Here is a 20,356-nt window from a genome sequence, read left to right on the forward strand (position 1 = left end):
TTGAAACTTCTATGTGTAGATTCTTCTAGTGAAACAGCCTCTGTAGCTGTTATAGAAGATAATAAAATTTTAAGTGAGCTTACTTATAATGATAAAAAACAACATTCTGTAATATTAATGACTTTAATAGATGCTGCTATAAAAAATAGTGGCAATAAAATTTCAGATATAGACGGATTTGTGGTTTCTAAGGGTCCTGGATCTTTTACTGGTCTTAGAATAGGAATGGCTACTGTTAAAGCTTTAGCTCACGGTAGCAATAAACCATATGCATCTATATCTACATTAGATGCTCTTGCTTATAGCATCCCAGAATTTAATGGTATAATCTGCCCTCTATTTGATGCTTTAAGAGATAATGTATATACAGCTCTATATAAGAAATCTAATGACGGTTTATTAACTATCCACGATCATGATGCTATAGAAATATCTAAATTAATTGAAATTTTAAATGAACTAGGAGAACCTGTTCTATTCTTAGGTGATGATAGTTTAAAATTTAAAGATAAATTATCCGAAGTTAAATTAGGAGTTTTTGCTTCACCATTTAATAATTTAGTTCGTGCCTCTTCCCTTGGATTTATGGCTTTAGAAAGATTCAAAAATAGTAATTTTGATAATATTGATGAAGATGCTCCTCTTTATATAAGAGTATCTCAAGCTGAACGCGAATATATTAATAAACATGGAAAATCCGTTTATGAAAAATAATCTTTTTATTGATGAATTAAAATCTGAATATATTGATGCTATCTACGAAATTGAAACACTTTCTTTTTCATTACCTTGGAGTAAAGATAGCTTGATTAAAGAGATAGATAATAAAAACGCCCACTATTGTGTAGGTATACTAAACGGTGAAGTGATTGGATATATCGGTCTATGGGAAATTATTGATGAAGGTCATATAACTAACATTGCCATTCATCCGAAATTTAGAGGACATGGCTTCGGGAAAATATTATTATCAGAAGCAATTAATTATTGTAAAAATAATAACTTTTTTGGTATAACTCTTGAAGTTCGAGTTTCTAATACCGTTGCTATAAACCTTTATGAATCTCTTGGTTTTGTTAACTGCGGTATCAGAAAGAAATTTTATACCGATAATAACGAAGATGGAATTATAATGTGGAAATACTTTAGATAATTAAAAAGGGTCCATCGCTAACAAATGAAGATTTGTTAGCGATGGACCCTTTTATTATGGCACAGGTTAGATGACACAAGGCACAATTCAATGCACAGTTTCGGTTAATTTTCCCCTACATAGAAAATATTATAGTCCTTACCTGTGCACTGACACTCTATTTTGCTGAAAAAAACTGCCGCACTCTAACTTGACTCATTTGTGCGACAGCTCCTTTTTTCTATATAATCTTCTTTTCTTTTTCAATAACTGATGATAACGGCTTTATTATAAGTGCTGTAACTACAGAAACTATAGCTCCTTTAATAACATTAAACGGTGCTATACTTAAAATCACTAAAGATTTTACACTTGTTATGGAATTGTTTATGGCTTTCCCCATAGCAACAAAATCATTAAGATGCCATCCCATCACTTTTTCGTATAATGGCAAAAATACAAAGTAATTACCTATAGCTGCTACTAATACCATACATATAACTCCTAATAATGATGATACTAATAACTTGAACTTAATATTTGTACGATTATAAACTAATCCTACTGGAATTACAAAGGCAGAACCTACTATAAAGTTTGCAAGTTCTCCTACAAACCCTGTAGATGTCATAAGAACACCATGAAGCAAGTTCTTTATAAGTTCAATTATTACACCTGCTAATGGTCCATAAATTATAGCACCTACAATTGCTGGTATGTCAGATACTTCTATCTTTAAGAAACTTGGAAATATAGGTAATGGCACTTCAATAAACATAAATATTAATGCCAACACACTAAGTATTGATAATTTTACCATCTTATTTAGTTTTTTATTCACTTTAATTCTTCCCTTCTTCCTTCCAGACTGTACTGTTGGCTTCGGAGTTTAACCGAATCTGCTTTATTAAAAGCTCGCGGGCTATACCGCCAGTATAGGAATTTCACCTATCCCTGAAGTTTTTCTTTTATTATACTACAGTAAAAATCTTAGGACAACACCCTTCTAGTTTGCTAATCCCTTCATAGTAAGAGATATTCTTCCTCTTTCTTTGTCTATTTCTAAAACTTTAACATTTACTACATCACCTACTGATACGACATCAAGAGGATGATTTACAAATTCTTCTCTCATTTGACTCTTATGCACTAATCCATCTACATGTACACCAATATCAACAAAAGCTCCAAAGTCTGCTACGTTTCTTACAGTCCCCTTAAGTTCCATTCCTGGAGTTAATTGATCTACTTCTATTACTCCGCTTTTTAATATTGGCTTTGGCATTTCTTCTCTCGGATCTCTACCTGGTTTCTTTATTTCTTTAATAATATCTTGAAGAGTTATTGCACCTAATCCTGTTTCTTCTTCTATTTTAGATAATCCTATCTCTTCTATTTTTGCATCGATATCTTGAAGATTATTTTCTCTAACATCATTTTCAGTATATCCTAATATGGCTAAAAGCTTCTTAGCACCTTCATAAGACTCTGGATGCACTGAAGTATTATCTAGTACCTCTTTACTTTCCATAACTCTTAGAAACCCTGCACATTGCTCATAAGCCTTTGGTCCTAATCTTTTAACTTTTAAAAGTTCTTTTCTTCCTGAAAATTTTCCTTTTTCTTCTCTATAAGCTACTATATTTGCCGCTATAGCTGGAGTTATCCCAGATACATAAGACAATAATGATGGTGTAGCTACATTTAAATCTACTCCAACAGTATTAACAGCATCTTCAACTACCCCTGTTAATGACTCATTTAATTTTTTTTCATTAACATCATGTTGATACTGACCTACCCCTATAGATTTAGGATCAATCTTTACTAATTCCGCCATAGGATCTTGTAATCTTCTTCCTATAGAGATAGCACCTCTAAGAGATACATTTATATCTGGATATTCTTTTGATGCTAATTCTGATGCAGAATAAACAGAAGCTCCAGCTTCACTTACAATAACATAATATATTTCTTTACCAGTTTCTCTTTTTATTTCATCTATAACCTCTGCTATTATCTCTTCACTTTCTCTAGATGCAGTACCATTTCCTAAAGATACAACTTCTACGTTATATTCCTTCATCATTGCCTTTAGCTTTTCTCTTTCTTTTGCAACTTGCTCTTTGCTATTAGCAGTAACATGAATAGTTTCTGTAGTAAGTATCTTACCTGTTTCATCTAATATAGCAGTCTTACATCCTGTTCTAAAGCCTGGGTCAAATCCTAATACTACTTTTCCTTTAATCGGTGATTGTAACATCAATGCTTTAAGATTTTTCTTAAAGATATTAATAGCACCTTCTTCAGCCTTTTCCCATAATTCATTTCTTATTTCTCTTTCGATAGATGGGAATATTAATCTTTTATACCCATCCTTAATAGCCATTTCTATATATTCATCTGTCACTTCGTTATTCTTTAAAAGATTACTTCTTAAATAATTTAAAATGAATTCTTCATCACCAACTATTTTTACTGAAAGAACTTTCTCCTCTTCTCCTCTGCTTATAGCAAGAATTCTATGAGACGGAATCATATTAACCTTTTCTTTGTACTCATAATACATTTCGTATGGTGTTCTTTCTTCGCTATTTCCGCTACTTTCAATAAATCCTTTATTAGTTAGATATGTTCTTATCCACTTTCTAAATGAAGCTTCATCTGAAATCATTTCACTTATTATATCTACAGCACCTGCTAATGCTTCATCTACTGTATTTACTTTTTTCTCTTCGTTTATAAATTCACTAGCATATTCTTTTATATCTCCTTTAAATTTACCATCAAAGATAACTTCAGCTAGTGGTTTTAAGCCCTTCTCTACAGCTATACTTGCTCTTGTTTTCTTCTTTTGCTTATATGGTCTATATAAATCCTCTACTTCTGTAAGAGTCTCTGCTCCATCTATTTGCATAGCTAACTCTTCTGTTAGCTTTCCTTGCTCTTCTATTATAGATTTTACACTAGCTTTTCTATCTTGAAGATTCTTTAAGTAATTTAATCTTTCATATAAATCTCTTAATTGAACATCAGATAATCCACCAGTAGCTTCCTTTCTATATCTAGCTATAAAAGGCACAGTAGCTCCTTCATCTAAAAGTTCTATAACACTTCTTATATATTTTTCTTGTATCCCAAATTCTTTAACTAACTTATCTATTATAAAATCCATTACTTCCTCCAATATTCTTTATTCTTCTTTTACTTCCGAAGGATTTTTTAAATACTCAATAATAAAGTTATCTAAATTTCCATCCATTACAGAAGAAACGTCATTAACTTGTACCCCAGTTCTATGATCTTTTACCATAGTATATGGATGGAATACATAAGACCTAATTTGGCTACCCCATCCCATATCTTTCAAATCACCTGTTAAATCTTCAATTTTTTCTTTATGAGCTCTTTCTTTAAGTTCAACTAACTTTGCTTTTAACATATTCATAGCTGTTTCTCTATTTTGTATCTGACTTCTTTCATTCTGACAAGCAACTATTATACCTGTTGGAATGTGAGTTATTCTTACTGCTGACTCTGTTTTATTAACATGTTGTCCTCCAGCACCAGATGCTCTATATGTGTCTACCTTTAAGTCCTCTGGTCTAATATCTACATGTTTATTTTGTTCTGTTGATAGTTCCGGTATAACTTCCATAGATGCAAATGAAGTTTGTCTTTTTCCATTAGCATTAAAAGGAGATATTCTTACCAATCTATGAATTCCTCTTTCTGCTTTAAGATATCCATAAGCAAATTCACCAGTAATTTTTAAAGTTACACTTTTTATTCCTGCTTCATCTCCTACTAAAAGATCTAAAGTCTCAACTTTATATCCTTTCTTCTCACAATACCTTGTATACATTCTTAAAAGCATTTCTGTCCAATCCATGGCATCAGTACCACCAACACCTGCATGTAGTGTTAAAATAGCGTTATTTCTATCATATTCTCCAGATAACATTAATCTTATCTTCATTTCTTCTAATTCGTTACTTAATTCTTTTATTTCACTAAAAGCTTCAGAGATTAATTCATCATCATCTTCCTCTTTAGCCATTTCTAATAAAACTTCAATGTCTTCACGTTTAGATAGGTATCCTTCATATTTTTCTACAGTATCTTTTATGTTCTTTGCCTTTTGAGTAGTTTCTTGAGCTCTCTCAACATCATCCCAGAAGCCTTCTTCTTGCATCCTAGCTTCTAATTCTTCTACATTAAGTCTTAATCTAGGGATGTCAAAGTGAATCCCCCACTTCTTTAATAATTACGTCAATATCTTTTATTAAACTCATAGCTTCGTCTAATTGAATCATTAAAATCACATCCTTTTTTAAGCGCACAGTTTACAGTGCACAGTGTACAGTTGTTATGTACACTACACTGTAAATAGTGATTACTTCTTTTATTTCTATATATTATAGTTTCACATTTAGGTTTTAGTATATCTTTGTTATGTGTAGTTTTACTGTAGAAATTGTTCTATGATAAAAAAATTCACAATTCACAATTTTAAATTGTGAATTGTGAATTGTACAGTATTATTTTCCTCTTCCGCAACAGTTTTTATACTTTTTACCTGATCCGCATGGACATGGATCATTTCTTCCTATTTTCGGTTCTGTTCTCTTTTTAGGTTCATTAGCTGCAGCTTCATCATAATTTGTTGTAGTTTCTACAGCTACTCTTTCTCTTTCAATTTGAGGTTCTTTCTTTTCTATTTCTATATGATATAAGTATCTAACTGTATCTAGTTTTATATTTTGGATCATTTCTTCAAACATTGCAGATCCTTCAAATTGATATGCTTGAACTGGATCTTGTTGCTTATAAGATCTAAGACCAATATATTGTTTTAAGTGTTCCATACTGTCTATGTGATCCATCCATTTAGTATCTACTACTCTTAAAAGAACAACTCTTTCAATTTCTCTCATTTCATCTTTAACTATTTCTTCTTTTGCTGCATAAGCCTTCATAACAGCATCTTTGTAATAACTTATTATGCCCTCATTATCTAGATTATCTAAATCTGATTCTTTAACAGCACCTTTTAATAAGAATAAATCATCAAAGTATGCAATTAATTTCTTTAATTCTTCGTCAGCAGAATCCTCTACACCTGTTAAGTGACCATTTACCCCAGATTCTACTACATCTTCAATCATAGCAACTATATAGTCTCTTAAATTTTCACCTTGTAGTACAGCATTTCTTTGAGCATATATAATTTCTCTTTGCTTATTCATTACATCATCATATTGTAATAATGATTTTCTCACATCAAAGTTATTACCTTCAACTTTCTTTTGAGCACTTTCAATGGCTGAAGATACCATCTTACTTTCAATGGCTTCATTTTCTTCTAATCCAAGTTTTTCAACTATTCCTTGAATTCTATCTGAACCAAAGATTCTCATTAAATCATCTTCTAGAGATACATAGAATCTAGATTCACCTTTATCACCTTGTCTTCCTGAACGTCCTCTAAGCTGATTATCTATTCTTCTTGATTCGTGTCTTTCTGTACCAATTATCTTTAATCCGCCTACTTCTAAAACACCTTCACCAAGTTTTATATCTGTACCTCTACCAGCCATATTAGTAGCAATAGTAACTGCACCTTTTTCACCAGCTTTAGAAATAATTTCTGCTTCTTTTTCATGGTATTTAGCATTTAAAACTTGATGTGGAATTCCTCTTTTCTTAAGCATTGAAGATACAAGTTCAGAATTTTCTATTGAAACTGTACCAACTAACATAGGCTGACCAGTTCTATGAGTTTCTTCAATTTCATCAACAATAGCTTTAAACTTTCCTTTCGATGTCTTATATACGAAATCAGGTTGATCTATTCTTGCTATTGGAAGATGTGTTGGTATCTCTAGAACATCTAATCCATAAATTTCTCTAAATTCATTTTCTTCTGTTATAGCTGTACCAGTCATACCTGCTAACTTATTGTACATTCTGAAATAGTTTTGGTATGTTATTGTTGCAAGTGTCTTAGATTCACTTTCAATTTTAACACCTTCTTTTGCTTCTATGGCTTGATGAAGACCATCACTATATCTTCTTCCTTCCATAACTCTTCCTGTAAATTCATCTACAATAACAACAGCGTTATCTTTTACTATATAATCAATTTCGTTATTCATTATATAGTTTGCTCTTAATGCTTGAACAGTATGATGTTGAATTTTCATATTTTCTGCATCAGCATAGTTATCTATATGATAATATTTTTCTGCCTTCTCAACTCCGGCATCTGTTAAAATAACTGATTTAGTTTTCTCGTCTATTGTAAAATCTTCATCCTTCTTTAAAGTTTTTACGAAAAAGTCTGCAACTTTATAGAAATCAGTAGATTTTTCTCCTTGTCCTGATATTATAAGAGGAGTTCTAGCTTCGTCTATTAATATAGAATCCACCTCATCGACAATTACATAATTTAATCCTCTTTGTACTTTTTCTTCCAAGTATACTACCATGTTATCTCTTAGATAATCAAATCCAAACTCTGAATTTGTTCCATATGTAATATCGCAATTATAAGCTTCACGTCTTTGATCTCCAGTAAGACCATGAAGGATAACCCCTGTTTCTAATCCTAAGAAACCATAAACTTGTGACATTTGATCTCTATCTCTTTTAGCTAGATAGTCATTTACTGTTATAATATGTACTCCTTTTCCTGTTAAGGCATTCAAATATGCTGGTAAGGTCGCAACTAATGTTTTACCTTCACCAGTTTTCATTTCTGCTATTCTCCCTTGGTGTAACACAACTCCACCAATAAGTTGTTCTCTATAAGCTTTTAGCCCAATAGCTCTGTAAGCTCCTTCTCTAACAACCGCAAATGCTTCTGGTAAAATATCATCTAATGTTTCACCATTTTTTAATCTTTCTTTAAATTCTGTTGTCTTATTTCTTAATTCTTCATCAGAAAGATTTTGCATTGTACTATCTAATGCTTCTATCTTGTCAACAAGAGGCAATATACCTTTTACTTGTCTCTCACTATATGTTCCAAAAATTTTAGAAAATAAACCCATCTCATTTCATCTCCACTATTTATTTATAATCCTTTTGATTATAACACTTTAATTGTTTTTATTTCAATCAATTAACAATAATTTTATTACTTTTTTACATGTTTTAACTGTTTTTTTGCTATTTATAGTATGTTCTATTATATAAAATATAATAGTTTTAATATCTTCTAGTTATTAATACTACTTTCTCTTCTCAAAGAAAAGAAAGGGAATAATATAAGGTTTAATTATTTTCCTTAATATTTTCCCTTTCTTCAAATATATTTATTAAATTACGTACTAACTATTTAATCAAATTCTGGTTCTATTAATCCATAATTTCCATCTTTTCTTTTATATACCACATTCACTTCATTACTTTTATCATTCATATAAACAAAGAAATTATGTCCTACTAATTCCATTTGCAATACAGCTTCTTCTGCACTCATTGGTTTTACTGCAAACTTCTTAGTTTTAACTATTTTTCCATCTTCCTCAGGTTCACTTGTAATTGCACTTTCTTTTATTTCTACAAATCTTAAAGATTCATTATACATGTTTCTAGAAAGTTTTGTTTTTTGTTTTCTTATTTGTCTTTCTAACTTATCTACTACAAAATCTATAGATGTATACATATCATCTGTAGTTTCTTCACATCTAATAACTATTCTATCCATTGGAATTGTTACTTCAATAGTGTGTGAAGACTTTTGTACCTTTAAAGTTACATTTGCTGTGTATTCCTTTGTGAAATACTTATCTAATCTAGAGAGCTTCTTTTCAACACTGTCCTTTAAAGCTTCTGTTACATCAACATTTTTCCCTACTAAAATAATTTTCATAGTATCAAGCCCCTCTCTTACTTTAAGATGTTTCTATCTTTTGTTAATTTTATTTTACACTAATTGGGTATGTTGTACAAGTATTTTTCCGAATTTACTGAAAATTTAATTTTTATTCACAATATCTTTTTCTATACTTAAATTATTTTAAATTTTTCATTAAAATAATTATAATTTATATTATGTTCCTATAATATTTTTTTATTCTCAATAATCTAATTACAATACCCATCTTATTAATCCAAATAAAAATAAATGTAATGGATAAACTATGTAAAAGAACCACCTATTACAGAAAGTGTTCTTGCCTCCTTTACCATTGTAAAGATATATAAAAGGTATACTTAAATATACTCCAACTTGCCATAATTCTCTATACCACGGAAATTTATTAATAATACAAAATATAACCACTAGTGATACTTCTATCATTGCTATAATTGAAAAAGATATCATTTTTTTATTAAAACTATCTTTATAAATATAAAACATAAGAACCCATAATGGTGCTATAATACTCCAGTCACAAAATAAAGATAGCATCATCAAAAAAATTATAGATAGAACTTTTAAAACACTATTCCTAATCTTTGTATAACTTAATAAAATACAAAAGCATAAAAATAAATTAAATATCATATTAAATTCTAATGCTACTAACTTATTATAATGACAAAATACATATGGAACTTGCGAAATAAGTGCAAAAACAAATAACCTTATAAAATATTTCTTTTTTGAAGAAGTATGTTGAAATCCTTCCACTAAGAAATAACACATTATAGGAGCAGTTATTCTTCCTATAAATCTAAATATACCATATAACGGATTAGATATTGAAATAAAACACATAGCAATATGATCTATTATCATAGCTATTACCGCAATATACTTCAACGTCTGTCTATCCATTCCCAATTTAACTTCTAAATTACCCATTTTTCTCACCCCATCATTATTTTATCATTATGTATTACATATTAAAACATTTAAGTAATTCTCTTCATGATTCTTTAATAAAAAAAGGATACCTTTCGGTATCCTCTATTGAAAAACTAGCTGACCTGATCTTTGACCCCACACTCGCCCACTGGAGCTTTTGCTACCCGGAATTAACCTCTCACTACTAACCCTCTCGCACTCTATTGCGGTAGGACTCACTTCTAAGCCGCACCATGATCACTAAGACTTTGCTTAGCTTACGTGGATCGTTTCGCCTGCGACTGGCATCGACTTTCAACCACAGACCTAATTTAACAATATATTTATTATACTTATCTCGCGCAAACTGTCAAGAGAATTATTTCCTTTACTCCCAACCCTTGTAATTCTTTCTTGCAATAATATAATGTAGATCCTGTAGTACAAACATCATCGACAACTAATATAGACTTATCTTTTATATTAATATCATTTTTTACTTTAAATACATCCTGTAAGTTTCTAAATCTCTGATTCTTAGATAATCCAATTTGATCTTTTGTTCTCATCTTCTTTATCAAAGTATCTATCATTTCAATAGAACAATTCTCACTAACATATTTAGATATAACTCTGCATTGATTATATCGTCTCTTTCTCTCATCTTTCTTATGCATAGGTATATATGTTATATAATCAATATAATCTAAATTATTAGATCTTATAAAATTGCATATATATTCTGCAAATATTTCTCCAACTCTAAAATCACCTTTATACTTTAACTTTTGGATAAGTTCTACAGCATAACCACTATACAAAAATATATAATTAATCTTTAATGTTTCATTTTCTATCTTAATATGTTTTTCCCCATTTACTTCTACAAGTCTATCTCTGCATATTGCACACAAATATTCTTTTTCTAGTGGCCATTTGCAAAATACACAACGATAATCTTTTGGATAAACTATATTCTTTATTAATTCTCTAAAATCTCTAACTCCCATAGCATTTTATTAAACTTTCTTGCAACAAAACAAGCTTTCTCTATATAAAAAAAAGATTTAGTTGTAAGAAATATTATTTCTCCTTTATTGTCACCATAATTTCCCATGGCTGATATATAAAGTAGTTCTTTATAATGATATGATTCTACTTTAGGACAATATACTATGACATTTTCACATCTTTCCTTAGGAAGTTTCCAAATATTATTTTTTGATGTTATAACAATATTTTTTCCTTTACTTTCGCCTATAGTGTTTTTAGAAACATTTTTATATTTCAACTGATCTTTAAGACTTACTATATTCTCAAGAACTTTATTAAGTTTATCTTCCCTAGGAATAACAACAACTACATCTTTATTACTATCCATAAAATATGTTAAATATTCAAAGATATTTTGTGGAATCTCTTCATAAAAATCAATAGTAGTTTTAATAACTCTCGGTTCACAAAAAACATTATTATTATAAATACTAGGAAGATATATTGTCTCTACTGAATTTAATATCGCTTCGGTAGATATTGCTATAACTTTTATATTTGAATCTTTTATGATCCTAGATATTAAAGATAATATCTCAAATCTACTATATCTACTAAATGATGATATATCATCATAGATTACTAAAGAAAACTTTTCTCTAACATATATTGCATTGTCATATGAAGAAAACTTTACATTAACCATTTCTTTTCCATATATATTATTTCCTATATATAAAATCTTTTCGCCCCTTTTTAGTGAATTCTCCATAAGCCTCTTTAAAACTTCAGTATTACTATATGGAGAGGCTACAATGTTGATATACTGAGCACCAAAATTACACTCATCCATTATTTCTTTTTCTTTAAAATCCACGATTTCATTGAAACTTTCTAAATTCAACTGCATAATACTACTCCTTAAGTATATCTTTTATTCTAAAATCTAAAGTAGAATATCTCTCAGAAGTCTTTGTATTTGATACCATAAATGCTAAAGCCTTTTGATTTCCCACTATAACTACTAACTGTTTCGCCCTAGTTATAGCCGTATATAGTAAGTTTCTATTCATAAGCATATTGTTCCCCATAAACACTGGTAAAATTACAACAGGAAACTCACTACCCTGACTTTTATGAATTGTCATCGCATATGATAGTTCCAATTCATCAAAATACATCTCTTCATATTTAACTAACTTTTCTTCATCAAATACTATAGAAATTTTATTATTCTCTTCATCTATATCTTTTATATAGCCAACATCACCATTAAAAACACCCTCTCCAGAAGGATCTCCAAATCCTTTTATTCTTTCCCACTTTATAGAGTAATTGTTTTTAGTTTGCATTACCTTATCACCTATTCTAAAAAAATTGTTTCTATATTCAATTTCCTTCTTCATAGGATGATGTGGATTAAGTACATTCTGTATCTCCTTATTTAAATTTATAGATCCTAAATTCCCCTTCTTCATAGGAGTAAGTACCTGTATATCTTTTAACTTATTCCAATTAGAATTAAACTTTACAAGTCTTCTATCTATTAATCCAAGTATCTCATTTAATATTACTGAATCTCCACTTTTATTTATAAAAAAGAAATCATTATTCTTTACGTTTAACAATGGCATTTCACCAGAATTTATTTTATGGGCATTTGTAACTATCATACTCTCCTTACCTTGCCTAAATATTTCTTTCAATCTTACCACTTTTACAACATCAGAATCGATGATATCTCTTAAAACATTCCCTGGTCCTACTGATGGTAATTGATCTGAATCTCCAACTATAACTACTCTTGTTCCTAAAGATACAGACTTCAAAAGCGAACTCATTAAAGTTATATCAATCATTGATGCTTCATCTACAACTAATACATCACATTGTAACGGCTTATCCTCGCCTCTATTAAAAGCCATACCCTCATCTTCCGCTACCCCCATTTCTAGTAGTCTATGGATAGTCTTAGCTTCTCTTCCTGTAGATTCTGTCATTCTTTTAGCTGCTCTTCCTGTAGGCGCCGCCATAAACACCTTATAACCGTTGTCTTCAAATATTGTCGTAATACAATTTATAATTGTAGTTTTACCTGTTCCTGGTCCCCCTGTTATCACCTCTACTCCAGTACTGAAAATACCCTTTATAGCTTCCTTTTGTATCTCTTGAAGGCATATATTATTTTCTTCCTCAAACTTTTTTATTTCCTCTTCAATATCTATATCTAATTTATTATATTCTGATGTTGCTAAAGTTACTAATTTGTGAGTTACTGACAACTCACTATAATATATCGCTAATGGATAAACATATACTTTATGATCTATCTCCTCAATTTTTACCTTTAAATCTAAACTAATTTCCATTAAGTTTTTTTCAATGTCTTCTGCAGATGCAAGTAATATCTCTTCACCTTGGCTAATTAGCAAATCTATAGGCATACATGAATTACCTAAAGCACAATAATTATTTAACACATATATTATTCCTGACTTAATCCTAAAAGGAGAAGTAGCTTCTATGCCTAAGCTTCTTGCTATCTTATCAGCACTTTTAAATCCTATTCCATTTATATCTTCCGTTAATCTATAAGGATTTTCCTTAACTATTTCTATTGATTCTTCTCCATACTTTTTATAAATTTTCGCACATTGAGTTGGAGTTATTCCATATGTCTGTAAGAAAATATTTATTTTTCTTACGCCTCTACCTTTTTCATATGAATTTTTTATTGTATTTAGTTTTTTCTCTCCTACCCCTTCAATTTCTCTAAGCCTATCTATATTTTCATCTAATATTACTAATGTGTCTTCCCCAAACTTTTCAACAATCTTTTTTGCCGTAACTGGACCTATCCCAGTAATTATTCCTGAAGACAAATAACGCTCAATCCCTATTATAGATGTAGGCAACACCTCTTCAATATTACTAACTTTTAATTGTTCCCCAAACTTAGGATGAACAGTCCACTGACCCTCAATCTTTACATGTAACCCTTCAGTTGCAAATGGCACTATTCCAACAAATGTTATTAACTTATCACTATTATCCTTTACCTTTCCAATTACATATCCATTTTCATCATTTTTAAAAGTTATAGTTTCAATAACACCTTCAACAGTCACCATATCGCTTTAAATTTCTCCTTATATTATTCATTAATTTTATTATAACCTAACATTAATCAGCACACAATTATGTATCAGGGCACAATATATCAGTGCACTGTGAACTGCCTTAACTGTGCACTGAAATTGTGAATTGATTGAATTACGAATTGAAAAAGAGCTATCGCTAACAAATTTTCATTTGCTAATACGATAGCTCTTTTATATATCAACTATAGATATTTCTTTATTTCTTCAACTTTATCAAGTTGTTCCCATGGAAGTTCAACGTCAGTTCTTCCAAAGTGTCCATATGCTGCTGTTTGTTTGTAAATAGGTCTTCTTAAGTCTAAAGATTTTATTATAGCTCCTGGTCTTAAGTCAAATACCTTATTTACGATATCAACGATTTTTTCTTCGTCTAGTTTTCCAGTACCAAATGTTTCTATTTCAATTGAAACTGGCTTAGAAACTCCAATAGCATATGCTAATTGAATTTCAAGTTTATCTGCAACACCAGCTGCTACTAAGTTCTTAGCAACCCATCTTGCAGCATAAGCAGCAGATCTATCTACCTTTGTTGGATCTTTTCCTGAGAATGCTCCACCGCCATGTCTTCCATATCCACCATAAGTGTCAACTATTATCTTTCTTCCAGTAAGACCTGTATCACCTTGTGGTCCACCGATAACAAATCTTCCTGTTGGGTTTATATAATACTTTGTTTCTCCATCAAGAAGTTCTGCTGGAATAACAGCTTCTATTACATGTTTCTTTAAATCTTCAACTATTTGATCATGTTCAACTTCCGGTCCATGTTGAGTAGAAATAACAATAGCATCTATTCTAACTGGCTTATTGTCTTTATATTCAACTGTTACTTGTGTCTTACCATCTGGTCTTAAATATGGAAGAGTTCCATTCTTTCTAACCTCTGTAAGTCTTCTTGATAATCTATGAGCCATAGCTATTGGCATTGGCATAAATTCTGGAGTTTCTGTAGTAGCAAAGCCAAACATCATACCTTGATCTCCAGCACCTACTGCTTCAACTTCATCTTTTTCACCTTGTCTGCTTTCTAAAGCTTCGTCTACACCCATAGCTATATCTGCTGATTGTTCGTCTATTGATGATAATACTGCTAATGTATCACAATCAAATCCATATTTAGCTCTGTCATATCCTATTTCTTTTACTGTTTCTCTAACTACTTTTTGAACATCTACATATCCTTTTGTAGTTATTTCACCCATTACCATAACCATGCCTGTTGTTGCTGTTGTTTCACAAGCTACTCTAGACATTGGATCTTGAGCAAGTAAAGAGTCTAAAATTGCATCTGAAATTTGGTCACAAATTTTGTCAGGATGTCCTTCTGTCACTGATTCTGAAGTAAATAATCTTTTCAAAATACTTCCTCCTTTTATAATTATTCCGGCGCATAAAAAAAGCACCTACAATAAGAAGATGCTGTTACTCATCTCTTATCTCGTAGTATAAACTACAGGAATTGGCACCTTTGTGTATTCCACAGGTTGCCGGGTTTCATAGGGCCCTTTTCCCTCCACCTCTCTTGATAAGAGTATTTATTTATTTTTTACTTATATTTTAACACAATTAAACTTTTCAGTCAACATTGAATTACATAATAAGTAATTATATCCATATTATTTAAAATATTTATCATAAAAAAAAGAGAAGATTACTTCTCTTTTTTTGGTGGGCGGAGATGGATTCGAACCATCGAAACATTACGTAACAGATTTACAGTCTGCCCCCTTTGGCCACTCGGGAACCCGCCCTTAGTTGGTGCTGGCAACAGGACTTGAACCCGTAACCTGCTGATTACAAGTCAGCTGCTCTACCAATTGAGCCATGCCAGCATATATATTTTATTGTTTTTAATATAATATATGGTGGGCGGAGATGGATTCGAACCATCGAAACATTACGTAACAGATTTACAGTCTGCCCCCTTTGGCCACTCGGGAACCCGCCCTTATTATATTATATTGGTGCTGGCAACAGGACTTGAACCCGTAACCTGCTGATTACAAGTCAGCTGCTCTACCAGTTGAGCCATGCCAGCACATGTGGTGGGAACAACAGGGCTCGAACCTGTGACCCTCTGCTTGTAAGGCAGATGCTCTCCCAGCTGAGCTATGCTCCCACATGCTTTGTCGCTTTGCGTTTCCGCCCCGTCGACAATGACTAGTATACATGCATAGCTATTTTTCATCAACACTGGTTTTGACCTATTATTCAAATTTATTCTTTAATCACTCACTTTTTCTTTGATTTTCTCACTTTTAAGCATTAACTCATTTTTATATTTTTAGGGGTAAATATATCATTTTATTTACATGTTATATTTAATATACATAAATTATGTATTATAATTACTTCAGAATGCGAGGTGTAAGAAAAATATGGTTCAAAAAAAACTTATAAAAAAACTTAAGAAAGCTATAGAAGATTTTAATTTAATTGAAGATGGAGATAAAATAGCTATAGGCATCTCAGGAGGTAAAGATTCACTAACCTTACTTTACCTACTATCTATATATAAAAAAATTTCTCCGAAAAAATTTGAATTAGTAGGTATTTCTCTTGATCCAGGTAACGGATGTGATTTTTCTACTGTTGAAACCTTATGTAAAAGGTTAGATGTAGAATATCATATAATTTCAACAGATATATCTAATATAGTTTTTAATATAAAAAAAGAAAAAAACCCTTGCTCCTTATGTGCAAAATTACGACGTGGTATGTTAAATAGTTCTGCTAAAGATCTACAATGTAATAAAATAGCCTTAGGACATCATAAAAATGATGCTATTGAAACATTACTTATGTCAATGTTTTATGAAGGTAGAATTAATTGTTTTACTCCAAAAACATATTTATCTAGGATGGATGTCACAGTAATACGTCCTATGGTATACATAGATGAAAATGAAATTATATCATTCATAAATGATAATAATATTGATATAGTTAAAAATCCTTGCCCTGCTGACGGAAAAACAAAAAGACAATTTATAAAAGACTTAACTTATAAACTAAAAGATGAAATTCCAGACGTACAAATTAATCTTTTAAATTCTTTAACCAATATATCGCAATTAAATATATGGCATAAAGAAAAATAATATTCTATTTTATCCATATACCCTCATATAAATTTTATGGGGGTGTTTTTGTGAAAAAAATTAAAGTTAACTTTCAAAAAGAATTGGCATATGTTGAACTAGCCCAATTTTTAAAAGATTATATAGATGATACTACGATAATAATATGTATTGGAACAGATAGATGTATTGGGGATTCTCTTGGTCCTATTGTAGGCTCTATGCTTATTAATAAGTTCTTTCCCCTTACTGTTTACGGAAACATAAAAACTCCAATTCATGCTCTTAACTTAGAAAAACAACTAAAATTAATTAAAGAAAAGCATCCTGATAACAACATAATCGCTATAGATGCTTGTCTCGGTGATGATAATAGTATAGGGGACATCCAAGTTCGCAACCAACCTATCTCTCCTGGAAAAGGTGTCGGAAAAAATCTTCCCGATGTAGGTAACATTTCTATAGTAGGTATAGTTGACTCTTGTGATAATACAGAATTTTTCACCAATAGAAGTACCAGGCTTGATTTAATAATTGATATGTCTTCTGTTATCGTAAATACTATCCTATATGCATATTGTTTAAATCATAAAGAGAATGGTACATTTATATAGGCATATTTATAAAAAGACTATCGCATTGACAAATGTAAATTTGCTAGCGATAGTCTTTTTTATTATGATCGATAAATATTAGCTTCCCTACTATCATCCTTATAAAAAAAACTGTTACACCCTTGGTGCAACAGCTCTTCAATTTAAGATTTTAAATAAAATCATTTATATAAATATAATTAATAGTATTGTAAATACTATTCAAATATAGAATCTCCATTATCATCTAAGCTATCTATATATTTTAAAGCTTCTCCTGTACCTAATGCAACACAAGATACTGCATCATCTGCAACATAAACTGGTACATTTGTAACCTTAGATATTAATTTATCTAAACCATGTAATAAAGCTCCTCCACCTGTCATATATATACCCTTATCTGATATATCTGCCGCTAATTCTGGTGGTGTTCTTTCAAGAACAGAGTGAGCACAATCAGCAATAGCTCTTACACTTTCATCTAAAGCTTCTCTCATTTCTTCAGAAGTTACTGTTATATTTTTAGGTAAGCCTGTAACTAAGTCTCTACCTTTTATATCCATTGATGCATTTTCTTCTCTAACATCAGCAGTACCAATATTTATTTTTAATTGTTCTGCTGTTCTTTCACCAATCATTAATTTGTAACTTTTTCTTATATACTTAATTATAGCCTCATCAAATGTGTCTCCAGCCACTTTTATAGAACTTCTTACAACCATTCCGCCAAGAGAAATAATAGCTATATCTGTAGTTCCTCCGCCAATATCTATAACCATTGTTCCACTAGCCTTGCCGATATCTATACCAGCACCAATAGCTGCAGCTAAAGGTTCTTCTATAAGTTCAACTCTTTGTGCCCCTGCATTTTTACCAGCATCTCTAACTGCTCTTTTTTCTACTTCTGTAGCTTCGCATGGAATACAAATTACAATACTTGGAGCACTAACTCTCTTTTTCCCACAAGCTTTTTTTATAAATGTTTTAAGCATTATTTCTGTTATATCATAATCAGATATTACACCATCTCTTAATGGTCTTATAGCCACAATATTTCCAGGTGTTCTACCTATCATTTGTCTAGCTTCTTCCCCAACTGCTAACACTTCTCTAGTATTTCTATTAATAGCAACAACAGATGGTTCTTGTAAAATAATCCCCTTACCTTTTGCATACACTAGAACACTTGCTGTTCCTAAATCTATGCCCATGTCACTCCCTCTTCTAAAAAACATACTTTCCACTCCTACCATAATATTATATGAACTTTCATTTATAAAGTTAATTCTATCATTTTTCTACTATTTCTTCTAGTTCTCTTATAATATTATAATTGTTAAACTTTTATCCTTCAATAGCTTTATACTTCATTTTTGTAGCTTTTCCACCTCTTATATGTCTTTCAGACTTATTAATATCTAAAACAATCTTAGCTTGTTCTGCTATTTGTGGATTTATTAGTGGTAATCTTTCTGTCATATCCTTATGTATAGTACTTTTGCTTACTCCAAATATCTTTGCAGTTTTTCTAATTGTGGACTTTGAATCAATTATATATTTTGCCACATCTAAAACTCTATTTTCTATATAATCTTTCATTTCAATATCCTCCTTATTGTTATGCGAGCCATCTCCACACTTTGGAAATGACTCACTATTACAATTAATTTAAGCTTTCTATAAGTGTAGTTGGATTAACTTTTTCAAAAGTATCACCGTTCTTTTGTAAAGTTTCAAAGTATAAAGATGTTGGGCACTCACTTAATTCATTTACAGAATTTATAAATGTTGAAGTGGTTCCTGTAACCCCTATCTCTTCACCTTTTTGAACTTCATCATTTGCTTTAACCTTTACTTCTGATAAATTTCCATATGCTGTTTTAGTATTATCATTGTGAGTTATTGTTACAGTCAAACCATTTTCAGTTGTAGTAATAGCTTCAACTGTACCTTTCTCACAAGCTTTAACTGGAGTATTTTCTTTTGCTTCAATGTATACACCATACATTGAAATAGCTCCATTCTTCTTCTTTATAGTTCCTTCATCACCCATATATGGGATTATAACTTTCCCACCATCAATTGGTGATGCAAGAGATAAAGTAGATTCCACACTATTAGATGTAACAGCCATGTCTGTATTTTTTACTTCTACAGCATTACTTGGAATAGCCTTATTAGCTTCCTTATCTTCACTATTATTAGCATTTGCTTCAACTTCGGCACTTGTAGCTTTTGCAGAATTTATACTATCATCATTTGAAGTTGTCTTAGTGGTAATTACAAGAATCGCTACTGCTAAAGCAATCATTATAACTCCAGAAACTAAAGCAATACGATATTTATGCTTTTTAATATTTTCTAATAATGAAGTTCCATTGTTATCTTTTTTATCCATTAATAACACCTCCATTTCTTTAGTTTGTCCTTAGGTATAAATTTTAAACATTTTATACACTATTTTTTTGCGACAAAATTCAACAAATTACTATGCAGTTTTTCCTTAGCAGTGCACAGTACGTGTAAAAATTCCTCTTATGAGGAATTTGATTGCAGTATTATAAAATAGTAATTAAAGTATCTTTACTTCTAAA

17 protein-coding genes, 5 tRNA genes and 2 riboswitches are annotated in these 20,356 nt (G+C 30.7%); of the genes, 4 read left to right on the forward strand and 18 right to left on the reverse strand.

Features of this window, described 5'->3' with window-relative positions:
- Together tsaB and rimI are read left to right on the forward strand one after the other, a co-directional pair.
- A complete protein-coding gene (gene tsaB / locus KQI30_RS01305; protein WP_216461350.1) occupies positions 1 to 714 on the forward strand; it encodes a tRNA (adenosine(37)-N6)-threonylcarbamoyltransferase complex dimerization subunit type 1 TsaB in 714 nt (237 codons plus the stop codon).
- Positions 689 to 1,153 (forward strand): ribosomal protein S18-alanine N-acetyltransferase, encoded by a 465-nt coding sequence (rimI, locus tag KQI30_RS01310; protein ID WP_253287335.1) that lies wholly within the window; start codon positions 689 to 691, stop codon positions 1,151 to 1,153. The genes tsaB and rimI overlap by 26 nt, the downstream gene beginning before the upstream one ends.
- A gap of 220 nt (positions 1,154 to 1,373) precedes the next feature.
- Here the strand turns inward: rimI and KQI30_RS01315 are convergent, their stop codons facing one another.
- The 15 genes from KQI30_RS01315 to KQI30_RS01385 form a co-directional block, all read right to left on the reverse strand.
- Entirely contained in the window at positions 1,374 to 1,973 is a 600-nt protein-coding gene (locus tag KQI30_RS01315) for an ECF transporter S component (protein WP_216461351.1), read from the reverse strand.
- Positions 1,974 to 1,979: 6 nt separating this feature from the next.
- A riboswitch (FMN riboswitch) is annotated at positions 1,980 to 2,098 on the reverse strand.
- Between the two features lie 40 nt (positions 2,099 to 2,138).
- Positions 2,139 to 4,307 carry a Tex family protein gene (locus tag KQI30_RS01320; RefSeq protein ID WP_216461352.1) on the reverse strand — a complete coding sequence of 723 codons (2,169 nt, stop codon included), beginning with the start codon at positions 4,305 to 4,307 and terminating at the stop codon, positions 2,139 to 2,141.
- Between the two features lie 18 nt (positions 4,308 to 4,325).
- A protein-coding gene (prfB, locus tag KQI30_RS01325) for a peptide chain release factor 2 (RefSeq protein ID WP_216461353.1) occupies positions 4,326 to 5,448 on the reverse strand; the annotation gives its coding sequence in 2 pieces (ribosomal slippage) (positions 4,326 to 5,384 and positions 5,386 to 5,448; 1,122 coding nt in all).
- 225 nt (positions 5,449 to 5,673) lie between these two features.
- On the reverse strand, positions 5,674 to 8,187 hold the full coding sequence (gene secA, locus KQI30_RS01330; protein ID WP_216461354.1) for a preprotein translocase subunit SecA: 2,514 nt from the start codon (positions 8,185 to 8,187) through the stop codon (positions 5,674 to 5,676).
- Positions 8,188 to 8,474: 287 nt separating this feature from the next.
- Positions 8,475 to 9,011 (reverse strand): ribosome hibernation-promoting factor, HPF/YfiA family, encoded by a 537-nt coding sequence (gene hpf, locus KQI30_RS01335; RefSeq protein WP_216461355.1) that lies wholly within the window; start codon positions 9,009 to 9,011, stop codon positions 8,475 to 8,477.
- Between the two features lie 219 nt (positions 9,012 to 9,230).
- Complete coding sequence (locus KQI30_RS01340) at positions 9,231 to 9,950, reverse strand: TraX family protein (protein WP_216461356.1); 720 nt, start codon at positions 9,948 to 9,950, stop codon at positions 9,231 to 9,233.
- Between the two features lie 335 nt (positions 9,951 to 10,285).
- Positions 10,286 to 10,942, reverse strand: coding sequence for a ComF family protein (locus tag KQI30_RS01345; protein WP_216461357.1), 657 nt, complete (start codon positions 10,940 to 10,942; stop codon positions 10,286 to 10,288).
- A complete protein-coding gene (locus KQI30_RS01350; RefSeq protein ID WP_216461358.1) occupies positions 10,915 to 11,835 on the reverse strand; it encodes a hypothetical protein in 921 nt (306 codons plus the stop codon). Before KQI30_RS01350 ends, KQI30_RS01345 begins: the two co-directional genes overlap by 28 nt.
- A 4-nt stretch (positions 11,836 to 11,839) precedes the next feature.
- Entirely contained in the window at positions 11,840 to 14,056 is a 2,217-nt protein-coding gene (gene recD2 / locus KQI30_RS01355; RefSeq protein ID WP_216461359.1) for an SF1B family DNA helicase RecD2, read from the reverse strand.
- A 212-nt stretch (positions 14,057 to 14,268) separates the two neighbouring features.
- Entirely contained in the window at positions 14,269 to 15,444 is a 1,176-nt protein-coding gene (metK, locus tag KQI30_RS01360; RefSeq protein ID WP_216461360.1) for a methionine adenosyltransferase, read from the reverse strand.
- Between the two features lie 72 nt (positions 15,445 to 15,516).
- A riboswitch (SAM riboswitch) is annotated at positions 15,517 to 15,618 on the reverse strand.
- A 134-nt stretch (positions 15,619 to 15,752) separates the two neighbouring features.
- Positions 15,753 to 15,837: transfer RNA gene (locus tag KQI30_RS01365), tRNA-Tyr, on the reverse strand.
- 5 nt (positions 15,838 to 15,842) lie between these two features.
- A tRNA-Thr gene (locus KQI30_RS01370) sits at positions 15,843 to 15,918 on the reverse strand.
- Between the two features lie 31 nt (positions 15,919 to 15,949).
- A tRNA-Tyr gene (locus KQI30_RS01375) sits at positions 15,950 to 16,034 on the reverse strand.
- Between the two features lie 14 nt (positions 16,035 to 16,048).
- A tRNA-Thr gene (locus tag KQI30_RS01380) sits at positions 16,049 to 16,124 on the reverse strand.
- 5 nt (positions 16,125 to 16,129) lie between these two features.
- A tRNA-Val gene (locus tag KQI30_RS01385) sits at positions 16,130 to 16,205 on the reverse strand.
- 259 nt (positions 16,206 to 16,464) lie between these two features.
- Between KQI30_RS01385 and KQI30_RS01390 the strand changes: the two genes are divergently transcribed.
- Together KQI30_RS01390 and yyaC are read left to right on the forward strand one after the other, a co-directional pair.
- On the forward strand, positions 16,465 to 17,187 hold the full coding sequence (locus tag KQI30_RS01390) for a tRNA 2-thiocytidine biosynthesis TtcA family protein (RefSeq protein ID WP_216461361.1): 723 nt from the start codon (positions 16,465 to 16,467) through the stop codon (positions 17,185 to 17,187).
- 50 nt (positions 17,188 to 17,237) lie between these two features.
- Positions 17,238 to 17,780: a spore protease YyaC gene (yyaC, locus tag KQI30_RS01395; RefSeq protein WP_216461362.1), complete on the forward strand. Its 543-nt coding sequence runs from the start codon at positions 17,238 to 17,240 to the stop codon at positions 17,778 to 17,780.
- A gap of 197 nt (positions 17,781 to 17,977) precedes the next feature.
- On the opposite strand, the gene KQI30_RS01400 is transcribed toward yyaC, so the two are convergent.
- The 3 genes from KQI30_RS01400 to KQI30_RS01410 all read right to left on the reverse strand — a co-directional run bounded on the left by KQI30_RS01400 (position 17,978) and on the right by KQI30_RS01410 (position 20,160).
- Positions 17,978 to 18,997: a rod shape-determining protein gene (locus KQI30_RS01400; RefSeq protein WP_216461363.1), complete on the reverse strand. Its 1,020-nt coding sequence runs from the start codon at positions 18,995 to 18,997 to the stop codon at positions 17,978 to 17,980.
- Between the two features lie 109 nt (positions 18,998 to 19,106).
- Positions 19,107 to 19,361 carry a sporulation transcriptional regulator SpoIIID gene (gene spoIIID, locus KQI30_RS01405; RefSeq protein WP_044039197.1) on the reverse strand — a complete coding sequence of 85 codons (255 nt, stop codon included), beginning with the start codon at positions 19,359 to 19,361 and terminating at the stop codon, positions 19,107 to 19,109.
- 64 nt (positions 19,362 to 19,425) lie between these two features.
- Entirely contained in the window at positions 19,426 to 20,160 is a 735-nt protein-coding gene (locus KQI30_RS01410) for a M23 family metallopeptidase (protein ID WP_216461364.1), read from the reverse strand.
- Positions 20,161 to 20,356 lie beyond the last annotated feature (196 nt).

It is taken from the genome of Clostridium bornimense (assembly GCF_018917145.1).
Classification (GTDB): Bacteria; Bacillota; Clostridia; order Clostridiales; family Clostridiaceae; genus Clostridium_AN; species Clostridium_AN bornimense_A.

Bases quoted from the DNA above. Each gene is read 5' to 3' on its own strand.
- KQI30_RS01340 (WP_216461356.1), bottom strand. From the start codon at position 9,950: ATGGGTAATTTAGAAGTTAAATTGGGAATGGATAGACAGACGTTGAAG.
- KQI30_RS01320 (WP_216461352.1), bottom strand. From the start codon at position 4,307: ATGGATTTTATAATAGATAAGTTAGTTAAAGAATTTGGGATACAAGAA.
- KQI30_RS01350 (WP_216461358.1), bottom strand. From the start codon at position 11,835: ATGCAGTTGAATTTAGAAAGTTTCAATGAAATCGTGGATTTTAAAGAA.
- KQI30_RS01400 (WP_216461363.1), bottom strand. From the start codon at position 18,997: ATGTTTTTTAGAAGAGGGAGTGACATGGGCATAGATTTAGGAACAGCA.
- spoIIID (WP_044039197.1), bottom strand. From the start codon at position 19,361: ATGAAAGATTATATAGAAAATAGAGTTTTAGATGTGGCAAAATATATA.
- KQI30_RS01345 (WP_216461357.1), bottom strand. From the start codon at position 10,942: ATGGGAGTTAGAGATTTTAGAGAATTAATAAAGAATATAGTTTATCCA.
- secA (WP_216461354.1), bottom strand. From the start codon at position 8,187: ATGGGTTTATTTTCTAAAATTTTTGGAACATATAGTGAGAGACAAGTA.
- rimI (WP_253287335.1), top strand. From the start codon at position 689: ATGGAAAATCCGTTTATGAAAAATAATCTTTTTATTGATGAATTAAAA.
- KQI30_RS01390 (WP_216461361.1), top strand. From the start codon at position 16,465: ATGGTTCAAAAAAAACTTATAAAAAAACTTAAGAAAGCTATAGAAGAT.
- recD2 (WP_216461359.1), bottom strand. From the start codon at position 14,056: ATGGTGACTGTTGAAGGTGTTATTGAAACTATAACTTTTAAAAATGAT.
- KQI30_RS01410 (WP_216461364.1), bottom strand. From the start codon at position 20,160: ATGGATAAAAAAGATAACAATGGAACTTCATTATTAGAAAATATTAAA.
- hpf (WP_216461355.1), bottom strand. From the start codon at position 9,011: ATGAAAATTATTTTAGTAGGGAAAAATGTTGATGTAACAGAAGCTTTA.